General features: G+C 72.2%; 22 protein-coding genes and 1 tRNA gene. 16 read left to right on the top strand and 7 right to left on the bottom strand.

Going from position 1 to position 20,938, the window contains the following annotated elements; translation table 11 throughout:
* Positions 1 to 1,436, top strand: a 1,436-nt coding sequence (pabB, locus tag MR1_RS14445) for an aminodeoxychorismate synthase component I (protein ID WP_157518239.1), incomplete at its 5' end; no start/stop codon positions are given.
* A gap of 30 nt (positions 1,437 to 1,466) precedes the next feature.
* On the opposite strand, the gene MR1_RS14440 is transcribed toward pabB, so the two are convergent.
* The gene (locus MR1_RS14440; protein ID WP_067248301.1) at positions 1,467 to 2,288 is read right to left on the bottom strand and encodes a methyltransferase domain-containing protein; all 822 of its coding nucleotides are present in this window, start codon (positions 2,286 to 2,288) and stop codon (positions 1,467 to 1,469) included.
* A gap of 120 nt (positions 2,289 to 2,408) precedes the next feature.
* Here MR1_RS14440 and MR1_RS14435 point away from each other — a divergent pair, with 120 nt between their 5' ends.
* Entirely contained in the window at positions 2,409 to 3,152 is a 744-nt protein-coding gene (locus MR1_RS14435) for a phosphoglyceromutase (RefSeq protein WP_067248298.1), read from the top strand.
* Between the two features lie 197 nt (positions 3,153 to 3,349).
* On the opposite strand, the gene phoU is transcribed toward MR1_RS14435, so the two are convergent.
* Positions 3,350 to 4,060, bottom strand: a complete 711-nt coding sequence (gene phoU, locus MR1_RS14430) for a phosphate signaling complex protein PhoU (RefSeq protein ID WP_067248295.1) — start codon at positions 4,058 to 4,060, stop codon at positions 3,350 to 3,352.
* Positions 4,061 to 4,251: 191 nt separating this feature from the next.
* Here phoU and MR1_RS14425 point away from each other — a divergent pair, with 191 nt between their 5' ends.
* Positions 4,252 to 5,523 carry a sensor histidine kinase gene (locus tag MR1_RS14425; protein WP_067248292.1) on the top strand — a complete coding sequence of 424 codons (1,272 nt, stop codon included), beginning with the start codon at positions 4,252 to 4,254 and terminating at the stop codon, positions 5,521 to 5,523.
* On the top strand, positions 5,520 to 6,203 hold the full coding sequence (locus tag MR1_RS14420; protein ID WP_067248289.1) for a response regulator transcription factor: 684 nt from the start codon (positions 5,520 to 5,522) through the stop codon (positions 6,201 to 6,203). The genes MR1_RS14425 and MR1_RS14420 overlap by 4 nt, the downstream gene beginning before the upstream one ends.
* Positions 6,204 to 6,267: 64 nt before the next feature.
* Here MR1_RS14420 and MR1_RS14415 read toward each other — a convergent pair whose 3' ends face one another.
* The gene (locus MR1_RS14415) at positions 6,268 to 6,825 is read right to left on the bottom strand and encodes a DNA modification methylase (RefSeq protein WP_067248285.1); all 558 of its coding nucleotides are present in this window, start codon (positions 6,823 to 6,825) and stop codon (positions 6,268 to 6,270) included.
* Positions 6,826 to 7,031: 206 nt separating this feature from the next.
* Between MR1_RS14415 and MR1_RS14410 the strand changes: the two genes are divergently transcribed.
* The 9 genes from MR1_RS14410 (at position 7,032) to MR1_RS14370 (ending at position 14,756) form a co-directional block, all read left to right on the top strand.
* Positions 7,032 to 7,514, top strand: coding sequence for a CarD family transcriptional regulator (locus MR1_RS14410; protein WP_045250651.1), 483 nt, complete (start codon positions 7,032 to 7,034; stop codon positions 7,512 to 7,514).
* Positions 7,515 to 7,624: 110 nt separating this feature from the next.
* Positions 7,625 to 8,857, top strand: coding sequence for a bifunctional 2-C-methyl-D-erythritol 4-phosphate cytidylyltransferase/2-C-methyl-D-erythritol 2,4-cyclodiphosphate synthase (locus MR1_RS14405; protein ID WP_067248282.1), 1,233 nt, complete (start codon positions 7,625 to 7,627; stop codon positions 8,855 to 8,857).
* 9 nt (positions 8,858 to 8,866) lie between these two features.
* A complete protein-coding gene (gene cysS, locus MR1_RS14400) occupies positions 8,867 to 10,321 on the top strand; it encodes a cysteine--tRNA ligase (protein ID WP_067248279.1) in 1,455 nt (484 codons plus the stop codon).
* Positions 10,314 to 11,336, top strand: a complete 1,023-nt coding sequence (rlmB, locus tag MR1_RS14395) for a 23S rRNA (guanosine(2251)-2'-O)-methyltransferase RlmB (RefSeq protein WP_067248276.1) — start codon at positions 10,314 to 10,316, stop codon at positions 11,334 to 11,336. Before cysS ends, rlmB begins: the two co-directional genes overlap by 8 nt.
* A 2-nt stretch (positions 11,337 to 11,338) precedes the next feature.
* Positions 11,339 to 12,013, top strand: a complete 675-nt coding sequence (locus tag MR1_RS14390) for a trimeric intracellular cation channel family protein (RefSeq protein ID WP_067248272.1) — start codon at positions 11,339 to 11,341, stop codon at positions 12,011 to 12,013.
* 84 nt (positions 12,014 to 12,097) lie between these two features.
* Positions 12,098 to 12,508: a DUF4383 domain-containing protein gene (locus MR1_RS14385; RefSeq protein ID WP_067248269.1), complete on the top strand. Its 411-nt coding sequence runs from the start codon at positions 12,098 to 12,100 to the stop codon at positions 12,506 to 12,508.
* A gap of 7 nt (positions 12,509 to 12,515) precedes the next feature.
* Positions 12,516 to 13,016, top strand: coding sequence for a hypothetical protein (locus MR1_RS14380; protein ID WP_067248266.1), 501 nt, complete (start codon positions 12,516 to 12,518; stop codon positions 13,014 to 13,016).
* Between the two features lie 138 nt (positions 13,017 to 13,154).
* Positions 13,155 to 13,796, top strand: a complete 642-nt coding sequence (locus MR1_RS14375) for an NAD(P)-dependent oxidoreductase (protein WP_067248262.1) — start codon at positions 13,155 to 13,157, stop codon at positions 13,794 to 13,796.
* Positions 13,797 to 13,808: 12 nt separating this feature from the next.
* Complete coding sequence (locus MR1_RS14370; RefSeq protein WP_067248259.1) at positions 13,809 to 14,756, top strand: DMT family transporter; 948 nt, start codon at positions 13,809 to 13,811, stop codon at positions 14,754 to 14,756.
* Positions 14,757 to 14,774: 18 nt separating this feature from the next.
* Here MR1_RS14370 and MR1_RS14365 read toward each other — a convergent pair whose 3' ends face one another.
* Positions 14,775 to 16,079: a DUF4032 domain-containing protein gene (locus MR1_RS14365; RefSeq protein ID WP_067248305.1), complete on the bottom strand. Its 1,305-nt coding sequence runs from the start codon at positions 16,077 to 16,079 to the stop codon at positions 14,775 to 14,777.
* An 85-nt stretch (positions 16,080 to 16,164) separates the two neighbouring features.
* Positions 16,165 to 17,271 (bottom strand): ABC transporter ATP-binding protein, encoded by a 1,107-nt coding sequence (locus MR1_RS14360; protein WP_067248255.1) that lies wholly within the window; start codon positions 17,269 to 17,271, stop codon positions 16,165 to 16,167.
* 259 nt (positions 17,272 to 17,530) lie between these two features.
* Between MR1_RS14360 and MR1_RS14355 the strand changes: the two genes are divergently transcribed.
* Positions 17,531 to 18,493 (top strand): DsbA family protein, encoded by a 963-nt coding sequence (locus tag MR1_RS14355; RefSeq protein ID WP_067248251.1) that lies wholly within the window; start codon positions 17,531 to 17,533, stop codon positions 18,491 to 18,493.
* A 108-nt stretch (positions 18,494 to 18,601) separates the two neighbouring features.
* Positions 18,602 to 18,677 (top strand) — tRNA-Thr (locus MR1_RS14350).
* Positions 18,678 to 18,689: 12 nt separating this feature from the next.
* Here MR1_RS14350 and MR1_RS14345 read toward each other — a convergent pair.
* Positions 18,690 to 19,322: an SOS response-associated peptidase family protein gene (locus MR1_RS14345; protein ID WP_067248248.1), complete on the bottom strand. Its 633-nt coding sequence runs from the start codon at positions 19,320 to 19,322 to the stop codon at positions 18,690 to 18,692.
* Between the two features lie 69 nt (positions 19,323 to 19,391).
* Between MR1_RS14345 and MR1_RS14340 the strand changes: the two genes are divergently transcribed.
* Complete coding sequence (locus tag MR1_RS14340; protein ID WP_067248244.1) at positions 19,392 to 20,354, top strand: DMT family transporter; 963 nt, start codon at positions 19,392 to 19,394, stop codon at positions 20,352 to 20,354.
* Here MR1_RS14340 and MR1_RS20730 read toward each other — a convergent pair.
* On the bottom strand, positions 20,351 to 20,938 hold a 588-nt coding region (locus tag MR1_RS20730), incomplete at its 5' end, for a nitroreductase family protein (protein WP_409366263.1). The two genes, MR1_RS14340 and MR1_RS20730, sit on opposite strands and share 4 nt — an antisense overlap.

Genomic DNA, 20,938 nt, shown 5'->3' with positions numbered 1-20,938 from the left:
CGGTCATCCCGCCGAGCGCCCCGTGCCACCGCGAACTGCCGTGGCACGGGGACGCCGCCCGCCTGTTCGCCGCGCTGTACGGCGATGCCCCGCAGGCGGTGTGGCTCGACGGGAACCGGCCGGGAGATCCGCGGGCGCGGTTCTCGATCCTCGGCGGCGGGGCGGACCTGCCGAGGTCGACCGCGGAGGTGCGCTCCGGTACCGTGACCGTGCAGGACGACCGCGGCACCGCCGTCCACGAACGTGCCTTCTTCGACTGGCTCGACGACGAGCTCGCCGCCGATCCCGGCGCCTCGGTCCCCGGGATCCCGTTCGCGCTCGGGTGGATCGGCTGGCTCGGCTACGAGCTGCGCGCGGAGTGCGGGTCGCCGCACCGGCGGTCGTCGGCCGTCCCCGATGCCGCTGTCGTCCGATTGGACGAGGCGGTCGTGATCGACCACGAGCGGTCACGGATCCACCTTCTCTCGCGCCGGGACGACGGGTGGATCGAGCGCACGGCGGCGCTCGTCGAACGCGTCGGCGCGGATCCCGGGGACACGGGCGACATCGCCGCGGAGCCCGGTGCCGCGACGGACGCCGCACCGTTCCCGACGCTGCGTGCGCGGCACGGACGCGCCGCCTACCTGCGGCTCATCGCCGAGGCGCAGGAGCTCATCGCCGCCGGGGAGACGTACGAGGCGTGCCTGACGAACATGCTGACGGCGTCCGTGCCCCCGGGGGAGCCCCGGATCGATCCGCTGGGGGCCTACCTCGCCCTCAGGACACAGAACCCCGCGCCGTTCGGGTCGTTCCTGCGCATCGGCGGGGTCAGCGTGCTCAGCACGTCCCCGGAGCGGTTCGTGCGGATCACCGCGGACGGCGACGTCGAGTCCAGTCCGATCAAGGGCACCCGCCCTCGCGGCGACACCCCCGCCGAGGACGAGGCGATCCGGCTCGAGCTGGGCGGGGCCGAGAAGGACCGCGCCGAGAACCTGATGATCGTCGATCTCGTCCGTCATGATCTGGGCCGGACCGCCGCCCGCGGATCGGTGCGCGTCGACGGCCTCTTCCGCGTCGAGACCTACGCGACCGCGCATCAGCTCGTCAGCACGGTGCGCTCCCGCCTCGGCACCGCCTCGCCGGTCGCGTGCGTTCGCGCGGCCTTCCCGCCCGGATCGATGACCGGAGCGCCGAAGCACCGCACGATGGCGATCCTCGATCGACTCGAGCAGGGCCCGCGCGGGGTGTACAGCGGCGCGGTCGGCTACTTCTCCCGAGACGGCGCGGTCGATCTCAGCGTCGTGATCCGCACGGCCGTGGTGCATCCCGGCGGCCTGGACTACGGCGTGGGCGGGGCGATCGTCGCGCTCTCGGATCCGGGCGAGGAGTATGCGGAGACCGTCGTGAAGGCGCGTCCGCTCCTGCGCTGGGCGGGGGCCTCGTTCCCGACCGAGTGAGCGGCGCATTGCCGACCGGGTGAGCGTTGCTCAGCGCGGTGCCACGGCCTCCCACGGCACCGTCAGCTCGCCGAGCCGCAGCCGCCCGCGGGGCGACTGCACCGGCCAGCCCGCGGACCCGAGAGCCGTCGCCGCCGCGAGGAAACGCTGCGTCGCCCCGAACGCCGACAGCGCGGCCGCGCGCTCCCATTCCCGGTCCAGGTCCGTCAGCAGCGTGTGGATCCTCTCGCCGGGGACGTTCCGGTGGATGAGCGCCTTCGGCAGGCGTTCGGCGACGACGCCCGGATGCTCCAGCCCGGCGAGCCGCAGCGACAGCGTGAACCGTCGGGGCGCGCCGGTCGGATCCACGTCGACCCAGCTCGCGATCCGCCCGATCTCGTCGCAGGTGCCCTCCACGAGCAGTCCGCCGGGGGCGAGCCGGGCCGCCATCGTCCGCCACGCCTCGGCCACGTCGGCCTCGTCGTACTGCCGCAGCACGTTCATCGCGCGGATGACGGCAGGACGCCGGCCGTCCGGCACGGGGACCTCGAAGCCGCCGCGCGCGAACGAGACGGGGAGGTCCGGCGGGAACGGGCGCTCGCCGCGGCGCACCTGTGCGAGTTGGGCCTGCGCGGCGGAGACGCGTTCGGGGTCGAGCTCGAGGCCCTGCACCTCGGCGTCGGGGCGGACGCGGAGGAGGCGGGCGGCGAGCTCGAACGCGGTCACGCCGCTGGCGCCGTAGCCCAGGTCGACGACGAGCGGGTCGACGGCTCGGCGGAAGGCGGTGCTCGCGGCGATCCAGCGGTCGTTGCGGCGGAGTCGGTTGGTCCCGGTCGTGCCCCGGGTGGGGCGCCCCTGGGGAGACGTCGCCATCCCTCCATCCTGCCGTGATCCGGGCGAATCCCGAAGCGCGGTCCCGCGCTGCGAAGGACCGGCGACGCCGTGCGTCAAGGCGTTCGGACGGCACCGGGGAGAAGTCCTAGGCTGGAGGGCATGACGCGCACCCTCATCCTGCTCCGTCACGGGCAGAGCGAATGGAACCAGCTCAACCTCTTCACCGGATGGGTCGACGTCCGGCTCACCGACCAGGGCAAGGCCGAGGCCCGCCGCGGCGGCGAGCTGCTGGCGGAGTCCGGGATCCTTCCGGACGTGCTGCACACCTCGCTGCTCAGCCGCGCGATCCAGACGGCGGACATCGCCCTCGACGCGGCCGACCGACTGTGGATCCCGGTGACGCGCTCCTGGCGGCTCAACGAGCGGCACTACGGGGCGCTGCAGGGCAAGGACAAGGCGCAGACGCTGGAGGAGTTCGGGCCCGAGCAGTTCCAGCTCTGGCGCCGGTCGTTCGACGTCCCGCCGCCGCCTCTCGACGACGACAGCGAGTTCAGCCAGGTCGGCGACGCCCGCTACGAGGGCATCGACGGAGAGGTGCCGCGCACCGAGTCGCTCAAGCTCGTCATCGACCGGCTCCTGCCGTACTGGGAGAGCGCGATCGTCCCCGATCTGGCGGCGGGCAAGACCGTCCTGGTCACCGCGCACGGCAACTCGCTGCGCGGGCTCGTCAAGCACCTCGAGGGGATCAGCGACGAGGACATCGCGGCGCTGAACATCCCCACCGGGATCCCGCTCGTCTACGAGCTGGACGACGAGAACCGCCCGACCGGGCCCGGCCGGTACCTGGACCCCGAGGCCGCCGCGGCGGGGGCCGCCGCGGTCGCCGCGCAGGGCAAGAAGTAGCCCGCCGCACGCACGACCTCGCATCCCGCCCCGACCGGTCATCCGGTCCGGGGCGGGATGCGGTGTTTCGGGGCTCGGTTCGGGACCGACGGGCACCAGAGCGCGCCCCGAAACGCGAAGATCCGCCCCGAACCGGAAGGGAACGGGGCGGATCGAAGGCGAAGGCCGGGCCCCGAACGGGGGCCGGGAAGAGCGGGTCAGGCGAGACCGGAGCCGGCCTCCGCCTCGGACTGCGCCTCGACGGCCAGCGCGATGTCCTCCTCGCCGACGGCCCAGTCGCCGGTGGCCAGGTAGACGACCTTCTTCGCGACGGCGACCGCGTGGTCGGCGAAGCGCTCGTGGTAGCGGCTGGCGAGCGTGGCGTCGACCGTGGCCGTGGCCTCGCCCTTCCAGTTGTCGCTGAGCACCTTCTCGAAGACGCGGGCGTGCAGTTCGTCCACATCGTCGTCGGAGTTGCGGATCGCGTCGGCCAGGCGCAGGTCCTGCGTGCGCAGGAGCTCGCTGAGCGTGCGGGAGATCTCGACGTCCAGCTCGCCCATCCGGGTGAAGGTGCCCTTGAGGCCCTTGGGGATGGCGCGCTCGGGGAACCGGTAGCGAGCGAGCTGCGCGATGTGCTCGGCCATGTCGCCCATGCGCTCCAGCGACGCGCTCACGCGCAGGGCGGTGACGACGATGCGCAGATCCCGCGCGACCGGCTGCTGGCGGGCGAGGATCTCGATCGCGAGCTCGTCGAGCTCCACGGCCCGCTCGTCGATCTGGGTGTCGTCCGCGATGACCTCGTCGGCCAGGGTGACGTCACTGGTCGCGAACGCCCGCGTCGCCTTGTCGATCGCGACGGTCACGAGGTCGGCGATCTCGACGAGTCGCGACTGCACGTCCTCGAGGGACTGGTGGAACACTTCGCGCATGAGGGCGCACCTTTCTCGATGTCGGGCGTCCGGCGGACGGGCGGGTCGACGGACGACCCGGCACACACGCAGCGATTGTGTTCGCCGAAGGTTAACGGTTGGTGCCCTGCACGTGAATAGTAGTCCGACAGCCCCCGCGAGGGCCGGGAAACCGCCGTTTCCGGGGGTGAACGACCTCTACGCTGGATCCCATGGACACCACGCTGCTGGCGCTTCTCGCCCTGGCCCTGGGAGTGGTGATCGGCGCAGGCGTGGTCCTCATGATCACCGCCGCGCTGCGCGCGCGGGCCGCCACGCGTGTGCAGACCTCGACCGCTCTTCCGGAGGGGCTCACCGCGGTGCTGGAGGCGATGGACGACGCCGCGTGCGCCGTGGATCCGTCGGGCCTCGTCGTCGCCGCCTCGGCCGCGGCCTCGCGGTTCGGGATCGGCATCGAGGCGACCCTGGACAACCCGGAGCTGCGCCAGCTCGCGCGGTCCGTCCGTGAGGGAGGCACGCAGACGCTCTCGCTGCGGCTCACCCGCGGGGGAGCGAGCCTGGACCCTCGCCTGGTCTCCGCCCGCGCGAGCCGGATCAGCCCGCGGCTCGTGCTCCTCATCATCCGCGACGTCACCGAGCAGGAGCGCCTCGACCAGATGCGCAACGACTTCGTCGCCAACACCAGCCATGAGCTGAAGACGCCTGTCGGCGCGGTGAGCCTGCTGGCGGAGGCCATCGAGTCCGCGGCGGACGACCCCGCGCAGGTCCGCGCCTTCGCCACCCGCATCTCCGCCGAGGCCGCGCGCCTCGGTCAGCTCACCGGCCGGATCATGAGCCTGTCTCGCCTTCAGTCCTCCGACGGCCTGGGCGAGTTCGCGCCGCTGGCGATCGACGAGGTGGTCACGGCCTCGGTCGAGGCGCACGTCGTGCAGGCGGACTCGGCCGGCGTCGAACTGTCCCGCGGCGGCGACCGCGGCGTGTGGGTGCGCGGGGACGCCCAGATCCTCATCGAGGCGATCGGCAACCTCATCGCGAACGCGATCGTGTACTCGCCGCGCGGGTCGCGCGTCGGGGTCGGCGTCAAGGCCGACGGCGACGTCGTGGAGATCTCCGTGGCGGACCAGGGCATCGGGATCGAGGAGGCCGACCGGGAGCGGATCTTCGAGCGCTTCTACCGCGCCGACGAGGCCCGCTCGCGCCGCACCGGCGGGACGGGACTGGGCCTGTCGATCGTGAAGCACGCCACGCAGCGCCACGGTGGCGAGGTGCGGCTGTGGTCGCGGCCGGGGCGCGGGTCGACGTTCACCATGCGCCTGCCGCAGATCCCCGCGCCCGAGCCTGAGGAAGCCTCGGGCAAGAAGTCCAAGAAGAAACCCAAGAAGAAGGATGCGAAGAAGCGCGGCGCCCGACCGACGCCGGCTGTCGCCGCACCCCGCCCCCAGACCGCGGCACCCGCCCGCGCCGACACGGAAGAGCACGCATGACCCGGATCCTTCTCGTCGAGGACGAGCCCGACCTCGCCGACCCGCTCGCCTACCTCCTGCGCCGGGAGGGATACGAGGTGGAGATCGCCGAGGACGGCCCCGCCGCCCTCGCGGCCTTCCGTGAGGGCGGCGCCGACGTCGTCCTCCTGGACCTCATGCTCCCCGGGATGCCCGGGACGGAGGTGTGCCGGCAGATCCGCGCGACCTCGACGGTGCCGATCATCATGCTCACCGCCAAGGACTCCGAGGTGGATATCGTCGTGGGCCTGGAGCTCGGCGCCGACGACTACATCACCAAGCCGTACTCGTCCCGGGAGCTGCTGGCCCGCATGCGCGCGGTCCTGCGCCGCGTGGTGCAGGCGGAGAGCGAGCTCGACGAGCGCGTCCTGGAGGGCGGCAGGGTAACGCTGGACATCGATCGGCACACCGTCGCGGTCGACGGCGAGGTCATCAACATGCCGCTCAAGGAGTTCGAGCTGCTCGAGGTCCTCATGCGCAATTCGGGCCGCGTGCTCACGCGCGGTCAGCTCATCGACCGGGTGTGGGGGAGCGACTACTTCGGCGACACGAAGACGTTGGACGTGCACATCAAGCGCATCCGCTCGCGCATCGAGGCGAACCCCTCGGAGCCGGTCATGCTCGTGACCGTCCGCGGGCTGGGCTACCGCTTCGAGGCCTGACCGGCCGCGCCCGCAGACGACGAAGGCCCCCGGGAACGGGGGCCTTCGTCGTCGGTGACCGGGATCAGGACTCGGGGGTCTCGTCCGGGTTCGGGGTCTCGGCCGGCGCCGGGGTGGCCGGGGCGCTGGGGGTCGGCGCGGGCGTCGCGGTCGGCTTCGCGGAGGGCACGAGGTCGGCGTAATACGGCAGGGTGCCGTCCAGCACGGGGACGCTGGCGAGCTCGCCCTCGGTGTCGCCGGACTGGAAGTACACCGGCAGGGTCGCGCCGGGCTTGGTGGCGATGCCGTCCAGGCGCAGCGGCGAGTCCTCCCCGCCGAGGCTGATGGTCTCACCTGCACGGAGGCGGATGGTGGCGGTCTCGCTGCCGTCGACCTGGATCGACAGCGTGGCGTCCTGAGTGGACACGTTGACCAGACCGGCCACGAGGTTGCCCGTCTCGCCCTCCTCGTCGGCGACCACGAACGCATTGCGGACCACGACGGGGCCGTCGCCCTTCACGTTGACGCCGTCCGAGGCGGAGTACTGGATCGTCGTCGCCTGGGGCGAGATCATCGAGCACCCGGTGGCGCCGACGATGACGAGGGCGCTGAGGGCGACAGACGCAGCAAGGCGCGATTTCACGGGTCCTCCTGAGGTACGACGTGGTGATCCGCCGTCCATTCTAGGGCTTTCGCGGAGCGCGCCCGGGATGCACGGTCCTCGTCGCCTCCCGTCGGGCGGAGATGCGCGGCCCCACCGGGACGGAACGGCCTCCGGTCGACGTGCTCGGCAAACCCTAGTGCATGTCCGCTGTGGTATCCTGGAGATTGCCGAAAGGACACGACTTTATGCTTTTTGAGGTTGGCGAGACCGTCGTCTATCCGCACCACGGCGCCGCGACGATCATCGAGGTCAAGGACCGCGTGATCAAGGGCGAGACCAAGAAGTACCTGAAGCTCAACGTCACGCAGGGCGACCTCATCATCGAGGTCCCGGCGGAGAACGTCGATCTGGTGGGCGTTCGGGATGTGATCGGCCAGGAGGGACTGGACCGCGTGTTCGAGGTGCTGCGCGCCCCGTTCACGGAGGAGCCCACCAACTGGTCCCGCCGCTACAAGGCCAACCTGGAGAAGCTCGCCTCCGGCGACGTCATCAAGGTCAGCGAGGTCGTCCGCGACCTGTGGCGCCGCGATCAGGACCGCGGCCTGTCCGCGGGCGAGAAGCGCATGCTCGCCAAGGCGCGTCAGATCCTCACGTCCGAGCTCGCGCTCGCGGAGAAGATCGACGAGGAGAAGGCCGGATCCCTGCTCGACGAGGTCCTCGCGTCCTGACGAACGGATTCCCACGAAGGGCGGATGCTTCGGCATCCGCCCTTCGTGGCGTGTGCGGGCCCGCCGCCGCGATCGTCCGCGGCAAGGGCGCGTCCACTAGCGTGTGATCCGTGGCCGTCTCCGCATCCCCGCCCGCGCTCCTGCCCGTTCCCCGTGTCGCGATCATCGTCGTCGCAGCCGGCTCCGGAACACGCCTGGGCGCCGCGGCGCCCAAGGCGTTCGTGGGCATCGACGCGCGCACGATCCTGCGCCATGCGCTCGACGGCGTGTTCGCCGCGGCACCCGCCCAGGTCGTGATCGTCGCGCCGCGCGGCTACGAGGGCGAGGCGGAGTCGGACGCGTTCGCCGCGGCGGGCGAGCGCAGGGACCTGGTGCGCGTCGTGACCGGCGGGGCCACGAGGCAGCAGTCCGTCGCCGCCGGGCTCCGCGCGCTGTGGGGGGATGTCGAGACCGTGCTCGTGCACGACGCGGCGCGGGCGCTGACGCCGCCGGAGACGATCGACGCCGTGCTCGCCGCCGTGCTCGACGGAGCCGGCGCCGGAGTGATCCCGGCCCTGCCCGTCGTCGACACCCTGAAGCGCGTGGCCGGTGACGACGTCGTGGACGTGGTGGACCGGGAGACCCTCGCCGCCGCGCAGACGCCGCAAGGGTTCCCGCGCGCCGCGCTCGACCTCGCCTACGCCCGCGCCGCCGCGGACGGCATCGAGTACACGGACGACGCCGCGCTCTTCGCCGCGGCCGGTCACCCCGTGCGCCGCATCCCCGGTTCGGCCCGCGGGTTCAAGATCACCACGCCGGAGGACCTCGAACGCGCCCGTCGTCTGCTGGCACCCGCCCCCGGGGCCGTCGGTCACGGGGCGCCGCGGATCGGGATCGGCACCGACGTCCACGCGTTCGGCGGAGAGGGCAGCCTCTGGCTCGCGGGGATCGAGTGGCCGGACGAGCCGCCGCTGTCGGGGCACTCGGACGGCGACGCCGTGGCGCACGCGATCGTGGACGCCCTGCTCGGCGCCGCCGGCCTGGGCGACATCGGCGCGCACTTCGGCACGGACCATCCGGAGTTCGCCGGGGCGCACGCGGACGTCTTCCTCGCCCGCACGCGGGAGATCCTCGCCGAGGCCGGATACGCCATCGGCAACGTCTCCGTGCAGTTCCAGGGCAACCGGCCGCGGTTCAGCCGCCGCAGAGCCGAGGCGGAGCAGGCGCTGTCCGCGGCCCTCGGGGGAGCCCCGGTCGCGGTCTCGGCCACGACGACCGACGCCCTCGGCTTCCCCGGTCGAGGGGAAGGAGTCTCCGTGACGGCCGTCGCCCTCGTCCACGGGCCGGGAGCCGCCGCCGAGTAGTCTTGAGCGGTGACCCTCCGCCTGTATGACACGCGCGCGCAGCAGCTGCGCGACTTCACGCCCCTCGACCCCGAGAACGTGACGATCTACGTGTGCGGACCCACCGTGCAGTCGGGGCCCCACATCGGGCACGTGCGCGGCGCCTTGAGCTTCGACATCCTGCGCCGGTGGCTCGCGCGCACCTACGGCCGGGTCACGCTCGTGCGGAACGTCACGGACATCGACGACAAGGTGCTCGCCAACGCGACGCCCGAGGAGCCGTGGTGGGCTCTCGCCTACCGGATGGAGCAGGAGTTCACCGCCGCGTACGCCGCGGTGCGTATCCTGCCGCCCACCTACGAGCCGCGCGCGACCGCCTCGGTGCCGCAGATGCAGGAGATCATCGCCCGCCTGATCGAGCGCGGACACGCCTACGCGGCCGAGGACGGCTCCGGCGACGTGTACTTCGACGTGCGGTCGTGGCCGGAGTACGGGGCGCTCACCCGGCAGTCGGTGGACGCGATGGAGGACGCCGCGGATGCGGACCCGCGCGCGAAGCGTGCGCCGCAGGACTTCGCCCTGTGGAAGGGCGCCAAGCCCGACGAGCCCGCCGACGCGACCTGGGCCTCGCCGTGGGGGCCGGGGCGTCCCGGCTGGCACATCGAGTGCTCGGCGATGTCCCGGCGCTATCTCGGCGCGGACTTCGACATCCACGGCGGCGGACTCGACCTGCGCTTCCCGCACCATGAGAACGAGCTGGCGCAGTCGACCGCGGCCGGGGACGGGTTCGCCCGGTACTGGGTGCACAACGGGCTGGTGACCGTGGACGGCCAGAAGATGTCGAAGTCCCTCGGGAACTTCACGCTCGCCGCGGACGTCCTCGCCGCGCACGATCCGCTCGTGGTGCGCTACGCCCTCTCCGCCGCGCACTACCGGTCGAGCCTGGACCTCACCGACGCCTCCTGGGCGGAGGCGGAGGCGGCTCTCGGCCGCATCCGCGGCTTCCTGGAGCGCGCCCAGCGGGCCTCCGCGCGGAACGAGGCGCGGCGCCGCGCCGCGCCGGAGGAGGCGTCGGCCCCCGAGAACACGGAGTACATCCCCCTCGTCCCCGTGGAGTTCGCGCGGGCGATGGACGACGACCTCGGCGTGCCCCAGGCGCTCGCGGTGCTGCACGATCGCGTGCGGCGGGGCAATCAGGCGCTCGATGACGGCGACGACGCGGCCGCCGAGCGCGCGCTGATCGAGGTGCGCGCGATGGCCGAGGTGCTGGGCGTCGATCCGCTGGCCCCCGAGTGGGGGTTGGGACGGGGCGGCGCCGAGGCGAGCGCCCTCGACGCCCTCGTTCAGACGATGATCGCCCAGCGCGCCCAGGCGCGGGCGGAGAAGGACTGGCCCGCGGCCGATCGCATCCGCGATGCGATCGCTGCCGCGGGCATCACGCTGGAGGACTCTCCGGCAGGAACCCATTGGAGCATCGATGGCTAAGCCAGGCCGCCCCGGAGCGGGCAACAGCAAGAAGAAGGGCCCTCAGAAGGGCACCGGAGGACACAGCCGCAAGGCGCTGGAGGGGAAGGGCCCGACGCCCAAGGCGGAGGACCGCGCGTGGCACGTCGCCGGCAAGCGCAAGGCCGCCCAGGAGCGGTATGCCGCCGCCGGAGGCCGCGGCAAGCCCGGGCAGAAGCCGTCCGGGTCCAACCCGAACCGGGCCGCGGGCCGCGGCGGAGGCAAGGCGGCTGCGAACGACACGGAGACCGTCACGGGTCGCAACTCGGTCCTGGAGGCGCTGCGCGCCAAGATCCCGGCCACCACGATGTACATCGCCCAGCGTGTCGAGATGGACGACCGCGTGAAGGAGATGCTCGCGATCGCCCGCCACCGGGAGATCCCCGTGCTGGAGGTCACCCGTCAGGAGCTGGACCGGATGGCCGGGTTCGACGGGGTGCACCAGGGCGTCGCGCTCAAGGTCCCGCCGTACGAGTACGCCCATCCGCAGGACCTGCTGGAGGAGATCATCGACCGGGGGGAGACCCCGCTGCTGGTCGCCCTGGACGGCGTGACGGATCCACGCAACCTCGGTGCGATCATCCGGTCCACCGCGGCCTTCGGCGGGCAGGGGGTCATCCTGCCGCAGCGCCGTTCGGCGAGCGTGAACTCGGCGGCGTGGAAGACCAGCGCCGGAGCGGCCGCGCGCATCCCGGTCGCGCTCGCGTCGAACCTCACGACCCAGCTCAAGGAGTTCAAGAAGCAGGGCGTGTTCGTGCTGGGCCTGGACGGCGGCGGCGACGTCTCCCTGCCGGCGCTGGAGCTCGCGGACCGTCCCGTCGTGATCGTCGTCGGATCCGAGGGCAAGGGCCTGTCGCGGCTGGTGACGGAGACCTGCGACCAGATCGTGTCCATCCCCATCTCCGCGGCGACCGAGTCGTTGAACGCGGGGATCGCCGCCTCCGTCGCGCTCTACCAGGTGGCGACGCTGCGCGCGTCCGCCGGCACCGGGGACTAGTCGTGGCCGCGGCGGGGGAGACGCACATCGCGTTCCCTCGCCGTGTGCGGGACGTGCCGGGACTGCCGCCCCGGGTCTTCGACGCGATCGACGTCGCGGCGACGGGCCTGTTCGGGCTGGAGGGGGCCTTGGCCGCGGCGCACGCGGGGCTCGACGTGCTCGGGGTCGTCGTCGTGGGGTTCCTCGTCGCCCTCGGCGGAGGGATCCTCCGGGACGTCCTGCTGGGCGATCTGCCGCCGGCGGCGTTCCGGTCGCCCGTCCGGATCGTCGTCGCCTTGGCCGCCGCCGTGCTCGCGTTCGTCGCTTTCGCGACGATCGACACGGTGCCGACGGCGCTGCTGGCCGTCCTGGACGCGGTGGGCATGGCCCTGTTCGCCGTGACCGGCGCCCAGAAGGCGGTCGAGCACGGCATGAGCCTCTGGGTGGTCGGGGTGCTGGGGACGCTCACCGCGACCGGCGGCGGCATCCTCCGGGATGTGCTGCTGGGGCGGACGGCTCTGGTGCTCTCGGAGAGCGTGTACGGCACCGCCGCGCTTCTCGGCGCCGTGCTCACCGGCGTCCTGCTGCGCACGACGTCGTTGCCGCGTCTCGCGCTGCTCCTCGGCTTCGTCTCGGCCGCGGCTCTGCGCATCGCGGCCTACTTCGGGGACTGGCAGCTGCCGCGCATCGACGGTTGACGGCCGCCGACGCGCACATCCGATCGGCGCACGGCTCCGAACCTTCGGTGAGCGGCACTCGCCGCCACGACGAAGGAGGAAATCATGCGTACGTCCCCGAACCGTCTCATCGCCGTCGTCTTCGGCGCCGTCTACGTCCTCGTGGGGCTGCTCGGCTTCGCGGTCACCGGCGGCGTCTCGTTCCTGGCCACCGAAGGTGGGCTGCTGCTGGGGATCTTCATGGTCAATCCTCTGCACAACGTGGCGCACATCCTGATCGGGGCGGCCCTGCTGGTCGCGGGCCTCGTCTCCGTGCGCGCGGCGAAGGCCGTCAACATCGTCGTGGGCGCCGCGTACCTGCTGCTGGGCATCGTCGGGTTCTTCCTGGCGGGGACCGCGGCGAACGTGCTCGCGCTGAACACGTTCGACCACGTCCTCCACCTGGCCAGCGCCGTTCTGCTCCTCGCGGTCGGTCTGGGGAGCGAACGGGCGACGACGCGCGTCGCACGGGCCTGATCCGACGATGATCGCCGCCTTTCGGGCCTGGCCGGCGCTGTTCGCCGGGGGCAGCGGTCTCCTGCATCTCTCGCTCGGAGCCTCGCTCGCGCAGGGCATGGTGACCATGCCTCGGACCGTCGTCCTCGTCCTGCTCCTGATCCTGGGCGCGGCCGAGCTCGCGTGGGCGGGAACGAGCCTCCGTGCGGGGCGTCCGGTCGCGCCGCGCGCGGCAGCGGGGGCGTCGTCGGCCGGGATCGTGCTGGGAGGGGCGGCGATCATCGCGGGGGCGTCGCCGTTGGCCGTCGGCGCCTCCTGCGCTCTGGTCCTCCTCGGAGTGGGGCTGATGGCGCGGTCGCGATCCCGGCGGCCTGCCCGTCCGGGCGGACCCGGACGGGCGACCGTGGCGACCGCCGTGGGCGCGGTGCTCGTGGCCGCCCTCGTGACGCCTGCGCTGTCGACCGTCTCGGTCCCGCCGGACGGTGCTCGAGGATCGGTGTCGGTGCCGGATCCCCACGGCGGCCATTGACCGTCGGCGGCTGCTCCGGAGCGCACCGTCCTTGGACGAGAGCGCATCGCATCGATATACCGCGCCGCCGGCGGAATAGCGAGGCGGTGAGCGGACTTGATCCTTGCGTATTCTGAGTCACAGATCGAAAGGAACACCATGGCCCGCATCGTCGTCATCGGAGGGACCGGCTACGCCGGCGCACACATCGTCGCCGAGGCGGCGAGCCGCGGGCACGAGGTCGTCTCCGTCTCCCGCAGCACGCCGGCCGCTCCCGTGGAGGGCGTGCGCTACGTCAGCGGCGACGTCCGTGACGTGGCGGCCATCGCCGGGGAGCTCGAAGGCGCCGACGCCGTCGTGTCGGCTCTCTCGCCCCGCGGCGACATGGAGGACGCCGTGCTCGACGTGCTCCGCGACCTGATCGCGCGCCTCAGCGGCACGTCCACCCGTCTCGGCGTGGTGGGCGGGGCCGGCGGAAGCCTGGTCGCGCCGGGCGGACCGCGTCTGATCGATCAGGACTTCCCGGAGGAGTACAAGCACGAGGCGCAGGTGGGGATCGACTCGCTGGAGCTCCTGCAGGCGGCGGACGCCGGTCTGGACTGGTTCTTCATCCACCCCGCGGAGGTCTTCGGCGCCTGGGCCGAGGGCGAGCGCACGGGTTCCTATCGTGACGGCGGCGACGTGATCGTCCGCGACGACGAGGGCAAGTCCTTCATCTCGGGCGCCGATTTCGCCGTGGCCGTCGTCGACGAGATCGAGACGCCGAAGCACTCCCGCGGTCGCTTCACCGTCGGCTACTGAGGCCGCCGCGACGTGGGCTCCTCCTCATCGTCGCGCCCGCGTCTGCGCTGGACCGGTCTTCGCCGGCAGGAGGCCGCCCTCATCGCCATCACGGCGGTGTGGGGCGGCACCTTCCTCGTCGTCCACCTCGCGATGGAGCACAGCGGGCCGATGTTCTTCGTCGGGCTGCGCTTCGTCACGGCGGGGCTGCTGAGCGCGCTGATCTTCCGCCGGGTGCTGCGCGGGATCCGTCTCCGCGAGATCGCCGCGGGGGCGTCGATAGGCGTGGCGATCTTCCTCGGGTACGGTCTGCAGACGGCTGGCCTGCAGACCATCGACTCCAGCACGTCGGCGTTCATCACCGCCTTCTACGTCCCGCTCGTGCCGCTGCTGCAGTGGATCGTGTTCCGGAAGGCCCCGCGGGCCATGGCGATCGTCGGCGCCGCGCTCGCGTTCGTCGGACTCATCCTCGTCGCCGGTCCCGGCGCCTCCGGCGTCCGTCTCGGTGAAGGCGAGATCCTCACCCTGCTGAGCACGCTGCCGATCGCCGGTGAGATCATTCTCATCGGCCTCTTCGCCGGGCGATACGAGCTGGGTCGGCTCACGGTCGTGCAGCTGCTCACGGCCGGGGTTCTGGGGTTCGCCGCCATGCCCCTGGTCGGCGAGGCGTTCCCCGCGTTCTCGTGGGTGTGGCTGGCCGCGGCCGTGGGGATGGGGGTCGCGAGCGCGGTCATCCAGCTCACGATGACATGGGCGCAGCGCACGGTCTCGCCCACGCGCGCCACCATCATCTACGCCGGAGAGCCCGTCTGGGCCGGGGTCGTCGGCCGGATCGCGGGGGAGCGCCTGCCGCTGCTGGCCCTCCTCGGCGCCGCCTTCATCGTGGCGGGCACCCTCGTCAGCGAGCTCCAGCTCCGTCGCCGCCCTCCGGATCCCCCTGAGCCTTCCGCTCCGCCGCCCGCCGCGATGACGTCGGGGTGACCTGTCGGCGATCCTGGGTCAGACGAGGTCGCGCCAGTCGATGGCGTCGGTGTCGTCCGACACCGGGACGGCGCCGGTCACGACGGGCAGGGACATCGTCTCGGTCGGCGGCCCCATGATCGTCGCCTCGTCCCTGCGGTGGCGCAGCACGTCGTTGATGTACGACGTGAGCACCTCGGCCAGGGCCACCGAGCGACCGCGGGCCTGGGACATGTACCACCGGTGCTCCAGCACCTGGTGGAAGACCTCGGCGGGCTCGAGCTTGGCACGCAGGTCGTAGGGGATCGCGCGGACGACCGGTTCGAAGACGCGCGTCAGCCACTCGTGGGCGTACATCTCCTCGTCCGCCCACTGCTTCGTCGACCGGGCGCGGAACTCGTCCAGGTCGTTGAGCAGTCGTCGGGCCTGGTTCTCCTCGACGTCGAGCCCCGTGAGACGGATGAGCCGGCGCTGGTGGTGCCCGGCGTCGACGACCTTCGGCTCGATCTCCACCCGGGTGCCGTCGGCCGTGGTCTGGATCGACATCTCGCCGATGTCGAAGCCGAGCGCGTTGAGGCGTTCGACGCGCTCGGTGATCCGCCAGGTCTCGCCGGCCGCGAACGACTCCTGCTCGGTGAGCGCCGCCCAGAGAGCGCGGTAGGAGGAGACGATCCCGTCCGCGATCGCGACCGCGTCCACCCCGTGCTCCAGGCGTCCGCCCGCGGCGAGATCCATGATCTCGCCGGCGATGTTGGTCCGGGCGACGTCGAGGTCGTGCGCTCGCTGCCCGTCGGTGAGCCCGGTCTCGTGCAGTTCGCCGGTCTCGGCATCCACGAGGTAGGCGGCGAAGGCGCCGGCGTCCCGACGGAACAGCGCGTTGGACAGCGACACGTCGCCCCAGAAGAAGCCCACGTTGTGCAGCCGCACGAGCAGGAGTGCCAGCGCGTCGACCAGGCGTGTGGCGGTGTCGGGGCGCAGCACGCGGGTGAACAGCGCTCGGTACGGCATGGAGAAGCGCAGGTGCGATGTGACCAGCGCCGCCGGGAGCGACTCGCCCCGATCGTCCGTCCGCCCGGCGATCACGGCGACGCGGGACACGCACGGCACGTCCAGGCGGGCGAGGTTGCCGAGCATCTCGTACTCCCGGCGAGCCATCTCCTCCGTCGTCTCCTTCACCGCGACGACGGTGCCGGAGAGATCGGCGAACCGGACGAGGTGGCGGGAGAGGCCCTTGGGCAGGGACACGATGGCCTGCGAGGGCCACTTCGCCAGCGGCAGGGACCACGGCAGAGCCAACAGGCCCGGATCGACCGTGCTCGCGGTGATCGTCAGCGACTCCTGCATGCGCTGCTCTCCCTTCCCCTCCATCATCCCGGAAACACGACGCGGCGCGGGGGACCGGAGTCCGCCCGCGCCGCGTGCAGTGAGGTCAGGCCGCCGAGACGATCGGCTTGTCGTTGAGACGGTCGCCGGACTCGATGTCGAAGGCGTGCACGTGGCCGGGGTTGGCGGCCAGCGTGACGGTCTCGCCCGCGTTCGGGTGGTTGCGGCCGTCGACGCGCGCGACGAGGTCGGTGCGCTTGCCGTTGATCTCGGTGTGGCCGTAGAGGTAGCCGTCGGCGCCGAGCTCCTCGACCAGGTCGACGACCACGGACAGGCCCTTGCCGTCGGCGGGGCCGACGGTGATGTCCTCGGGGCGCACGCCCACGGTGACCTGCGAACCGGTCGCACGGCCCACGGTGTCGCGGTCGAGCGGGACGACCTCGGTGCCGAACTGGACGCCGCCCTCGGCGAGGTCCGCCGAGAAGAGGTTCATGGCCGGGGAGCCGATGAAGCCGGCGACGAACACGTTGTTCGGCTTCTCGTACAGGTCGCGCGGCGAGCCGACCTGCTGGAGCAGGCCGTCCTTGAGCACGGCGATCCGGTCGCCCATCGTGAGCGCCTCGGTCTGGTCGTGGGTGACGTAGACAGTGGTGACGCCCAGGCGACGCTGCAGCGACGCGATCTGCGTACGCGTCTGCACGCGCAGCTTGGCATCCAGGTTCGACAGCGGCTCGTCCATGAGGAACACCTGCGGCTGACGGACGATCGCGCGGCCCATGGCGACACGCTGGCGCTGACCGCCCGAGAGGGCCTTCGGCTTGCGGGTCAGGTACTGCTCCAGGTCGAGGAGCTTCGCGGCCTCGAGGACACGCGCGGCGCGCTCCTCCTTGCCGACGCCGGCGATCTTGAGCGCGAAGCCCATGTTCTCGGCCACGGTCATGTGCGGGTACAGCGCGTAGTTCTGGAAGACCATCGCGATGTCGCGGTCCTTCGGCGGGACGTCGGTGACGTCGCGGTCGCCGATGAGGATGCGGCCGGCGTTGACCTCTTCGAGACCGGCCAGCATGCGCAGCGACGTGGACTTTCCGCAGCCGGAGGGGCCGACGAGGACGAGGAACTCGCCGTCGCCCACCTCGAGGTTCAGCTTGTCCACGGCGGGGCGGGTACCCCCGGGGTAGAGACGGGTCGCTTCGTCAAAAGTGACAGATGCCATCTGCTTTTCTCCTTCACCGGCAGGTACGTGCCGGACGATCCTTCGTGATGGAAGCGGCGGGGGTGAGCCGCCGTGGCCCGTCATCGGGCCAGGCTCAGTATGGCACGCGGCGGGGCCGCCGGTCCATCGTCGTCGCCGACGCGTCCAGGTCCCGTTCCGGCGCCGTCTGGGTTTTTCCCAGCCTGCCTGGCTAGCATCGACGACGGTGCTGCGAACGCAGCCGAGGGGAGCGGATCCCCGCCGAGTCTCAAGAGGAACGATGTCGAGCGACGAAACGCCGAACGTCCCCACCCGCCACTCGCGTGACGCGGTTCGGGAGAAGGCACAGCAGGTGCACGCCAAGCAGTCCCGCGCACGGATCATGCGACGGGTGATCATCGGGCTCGTCGCGGTGGTCGCCGTCGGAGCCGCGGGGACGGCCGTGGCCTGGGCGGTGGGCTCCGCGGTGTCCAAGCCCGAGCTGCGCCCCTCGAACATGTCGGAGGACGGCGTCGTCGTCCGCGACGCGGCCGTGACGGCGACCTCCACGGACGCCACGCCGACGCCCGCTCCGAGCGAGGCCGCGCCGACGGCCGGAGAGACCGCGACGCCGTCACCCGAGCCGACGAGCACGGCCGCCGCCGGGGCGGTGGACATCCACATCTACGTCGACTACCTCGCCTCGGCCGCGGGAGAGTTCGAGAAGGCGAACGCCAAGCAGCTCAACGGCTGGATCGAGCAGGGCGCCGCGACGGTGTCGTACCACCCGGTCGCGCTGCTCACGGCGAACTCGAACGGCACGAAGTACTCGCTGCGCGCCGCCGCCGCGGCCGCCTGCGTGGCCACCCACGCCCCGGACCAGTTCTACTCCTACAGCCACGAGCTGCTGGCGGACCAGCCGGCGCCGGACACCGACGGCAAGACGGACGCGGACCTCGCCGACATCGCCGACTCGGTCGGCGTCGACGACCTCAAGCAGGTGCGCTCCTGCATCGAGGGCAAGGACTACGTCGGCTGGGCCAAGGACGCCACCACCCGGGCCCTCGAGGGTCCGCTTCCCGGCTCGAAGGACCTCGTTCTGACCGACGCGTTCACGGTGCTCGTGAACGGACAGGCCTACACCGGCGCTCTGGACGATCCCGCTGAGTTCTCGCAGTTCGTCCTCTCCGTCGCGAGCGACGCGTACTACGGCACGCCGGAGCCGACCGCGACCCCGCAGCCCACACCGACACCGAGCTCCTAGTCGTTCGGCCGGAGGCATCGGACCCTTCGCGTCCCTCCGCGATGGGTCCGATGCGCATGTCGCGGTGTGCGTGTCCTGGTCGCACGCTCAGTAGACTGTGAAGTCCTCGCCTCCTTAGCTCATCTGGTAGAGCAGCGGCCTTGTAAACCGCAGGTGGCCGGTTCGAGTCCGGCAGGAGGCTCCACGTATCGCCGGTTCAGGGGGCGCTGGACAGGGACGCGGCCTCGATCCACCGGGTCGCCTCGGCCGAGGCGAGAAGCGCCTCGTCCATGACCTCGCGGGTCGCCGGCGCGGTCAGCCACTCGCTGGCGAACGACGGCGGCACGAGGACCGGCATCCGGTCGTGGATGCCCGACAGCCGTTCCGGCGCGGGCTGCATGACGATCGAGTAGCAGGTGAACCAGTCGTCGCCGATCCGGCCCCGCTGGGCGACGGCGGCCATGCCGAACAGCGTCGGCTCGCCGAGGCGGAACTCGTGCCACACCCGGTTCGGCTTCTGCATCTCGAACCACCGGGTGGCGGGCACGATCGCCCGGGTGCGCAGGCCCCCAGGGCGCTCCTGCAGGCGCTCGGACCGGGTGTTGATCGACGGGAACCGGGACGGCGCCCCGTCGATGAGGAAGCCCCACCAGGCGAGCTCCAGCGCCGGTTCGTCGTCGCGCTGCACCACCAGGGGATTGAGGTTGCGCATGTTCTTGCCGGTGGGCCGCAGGGTCTCCCCGGCGTTCTGCGCCGCCCATGCGCGAATCCCCTCCAGCAGTTCGTCGTCCGCCTCCTCCAACAGCTGGGCGTCGCTGAAGCGGGGATCGAGGCCATAGCTCGCGCACATGCGGACAGCGTACTGGCGCCCGCCGACACCGGCGCGGGGCGATGCTCCGGCCTCAGGTAGGGTCGTCGGGTGAGGGAACGGACGGGTCGCGCGGGAACCACGCTCGCCGTCGGCGGCGCCGTCGCGATCGGCGCGATGACCGCGGTCCAGGCGAGGGTGAACGGCGTCCTGGGCGTCCGGCTCGGCGACGGGATCGTCGCCGGCTTCGTGTCCTTCTCCGTCGGTCTGATCGTGCTCCTGCTCGTCGTCCCGCTCCTGCCGTCCGGCCGCGCGGGCGTCGCGCGGCTGTGGCGCGGCGTCCGGGACAGGACGATCCCGCCGTGGATGCTCCTCGGCGGCGTCTGCGGGGCGCTGACCGTGTCGACCCAGGGCCTGGTGGCGGGCGTCCTCGGCGTCGCCCTGTTCACCGTCGGGGTGGTCGCCGGGCAGACTCTGCACGGTCTGGTCCTCGACCGGATCGGCATCGGCCCCGCCGGGGTGGTCGCGGTCACGCCGGGACGCGTGCTCGGCGGGCTGCTCGCCCTCGTCGCGGTGGGAATCTCGCTGGGCGGCGACGTCCTGTCGCGGGCGCCGCTGTGGATGCTCGTGCTGCCCTTCGCCACGGGCGTGGGCATCGCGTTCCAGGCGGCGGCCAACGGGCGCCTCGGCCAGCGGGTCTCCTCGCCGATCACGGCGACCTTGACGAGCTTCCTCGGCGGGACCCTCGTCCTCGCCGCGGCCGCCGGGCTCAGCATCCTGGCGGGCGGGCCGCCGAACGCCCTGCCGGCCGAGCCCTGGCTGTACCTCGGCGGGCTGCTCGGCTTCGCCTACATCCTGCTGGGGGTCGTCGTCGTCGCCCGGACGGGCGTCCTGCTCATGGGACTCGGTGCGGTCCTCGGCCAGCTCGCGACCTCGATCGCGATCGACTTCCTGTGGCCCCCCGCTGCCGGACCCGCCGCCTGGCAGACCGTCCTCATGATCGTCGTCGCCGCGTGCTCCGTGGTCGTGGCGGTGCCGTGGCGCCGGCGCCGGTCGGGCGGGGCTTCCCGCTAGCGCGCGTCAGCGCCGGCGGCAGCCTCGCGGCGCAGGCGCTCCAGACGCCGCTCCGCCTTGCGCAGCTTCGCGACCTTCTTCTCCGCCTTGCGGATCCGCGCGGCCCGGCGCGCCGTCGGATCCTTCTTCTTCGCCTTCTTCGGCTCCTTCTTCGGCTTCTTCGAGGAAGGGCGCTGCGTCGACCCGGGGTGCTCCGAGGCGACGTCCTCGCCCGTCGCGGAAGAGCCCGGGAGGTCTGACAGCACGAGGGCGGGGTCGAGCGTCTTACGCCTTCCGGAAGAACGCTCCGGCTTGCCGCCGACGTAGAGCCAGCCGAGCAGCGCCTCGTCCGCGCCCAGCCCATGGACAGCGGCGACCTCCGGCGAGCGGGTGTATCCGCCGGTGCGCCAGATCACGCCCCAGCCGGCCTCGTCCAGGAGGAGACTCAGCAGATGGGCGACGCCGGAGGCCACGGCCTCCTGCTCCCACCGAGGGACCTTCTCGCTGGCGCGATAGCTGGCCACGACGGCGACGAGCAGCGGCGCCCGCAGCGGCTTCGTCGACGGCTCGTCCGCGCCCTGCGCGCGGGCGATCGCCGCGCCCAG

It is taken from the genome of Microbacterium resistens NBRC 103078 (genome assembly GCF_001552355.1).
Taxonomy (GTDB): Bacteria; Actinomycetota; Actinomycetes; order Actinomycetales; family Microbacteriaceae; genus Microbacterium; species Microbacterium resistens.
This window is presented reverse-complemented; position numbering and strand designations above follow the sequence as displayed.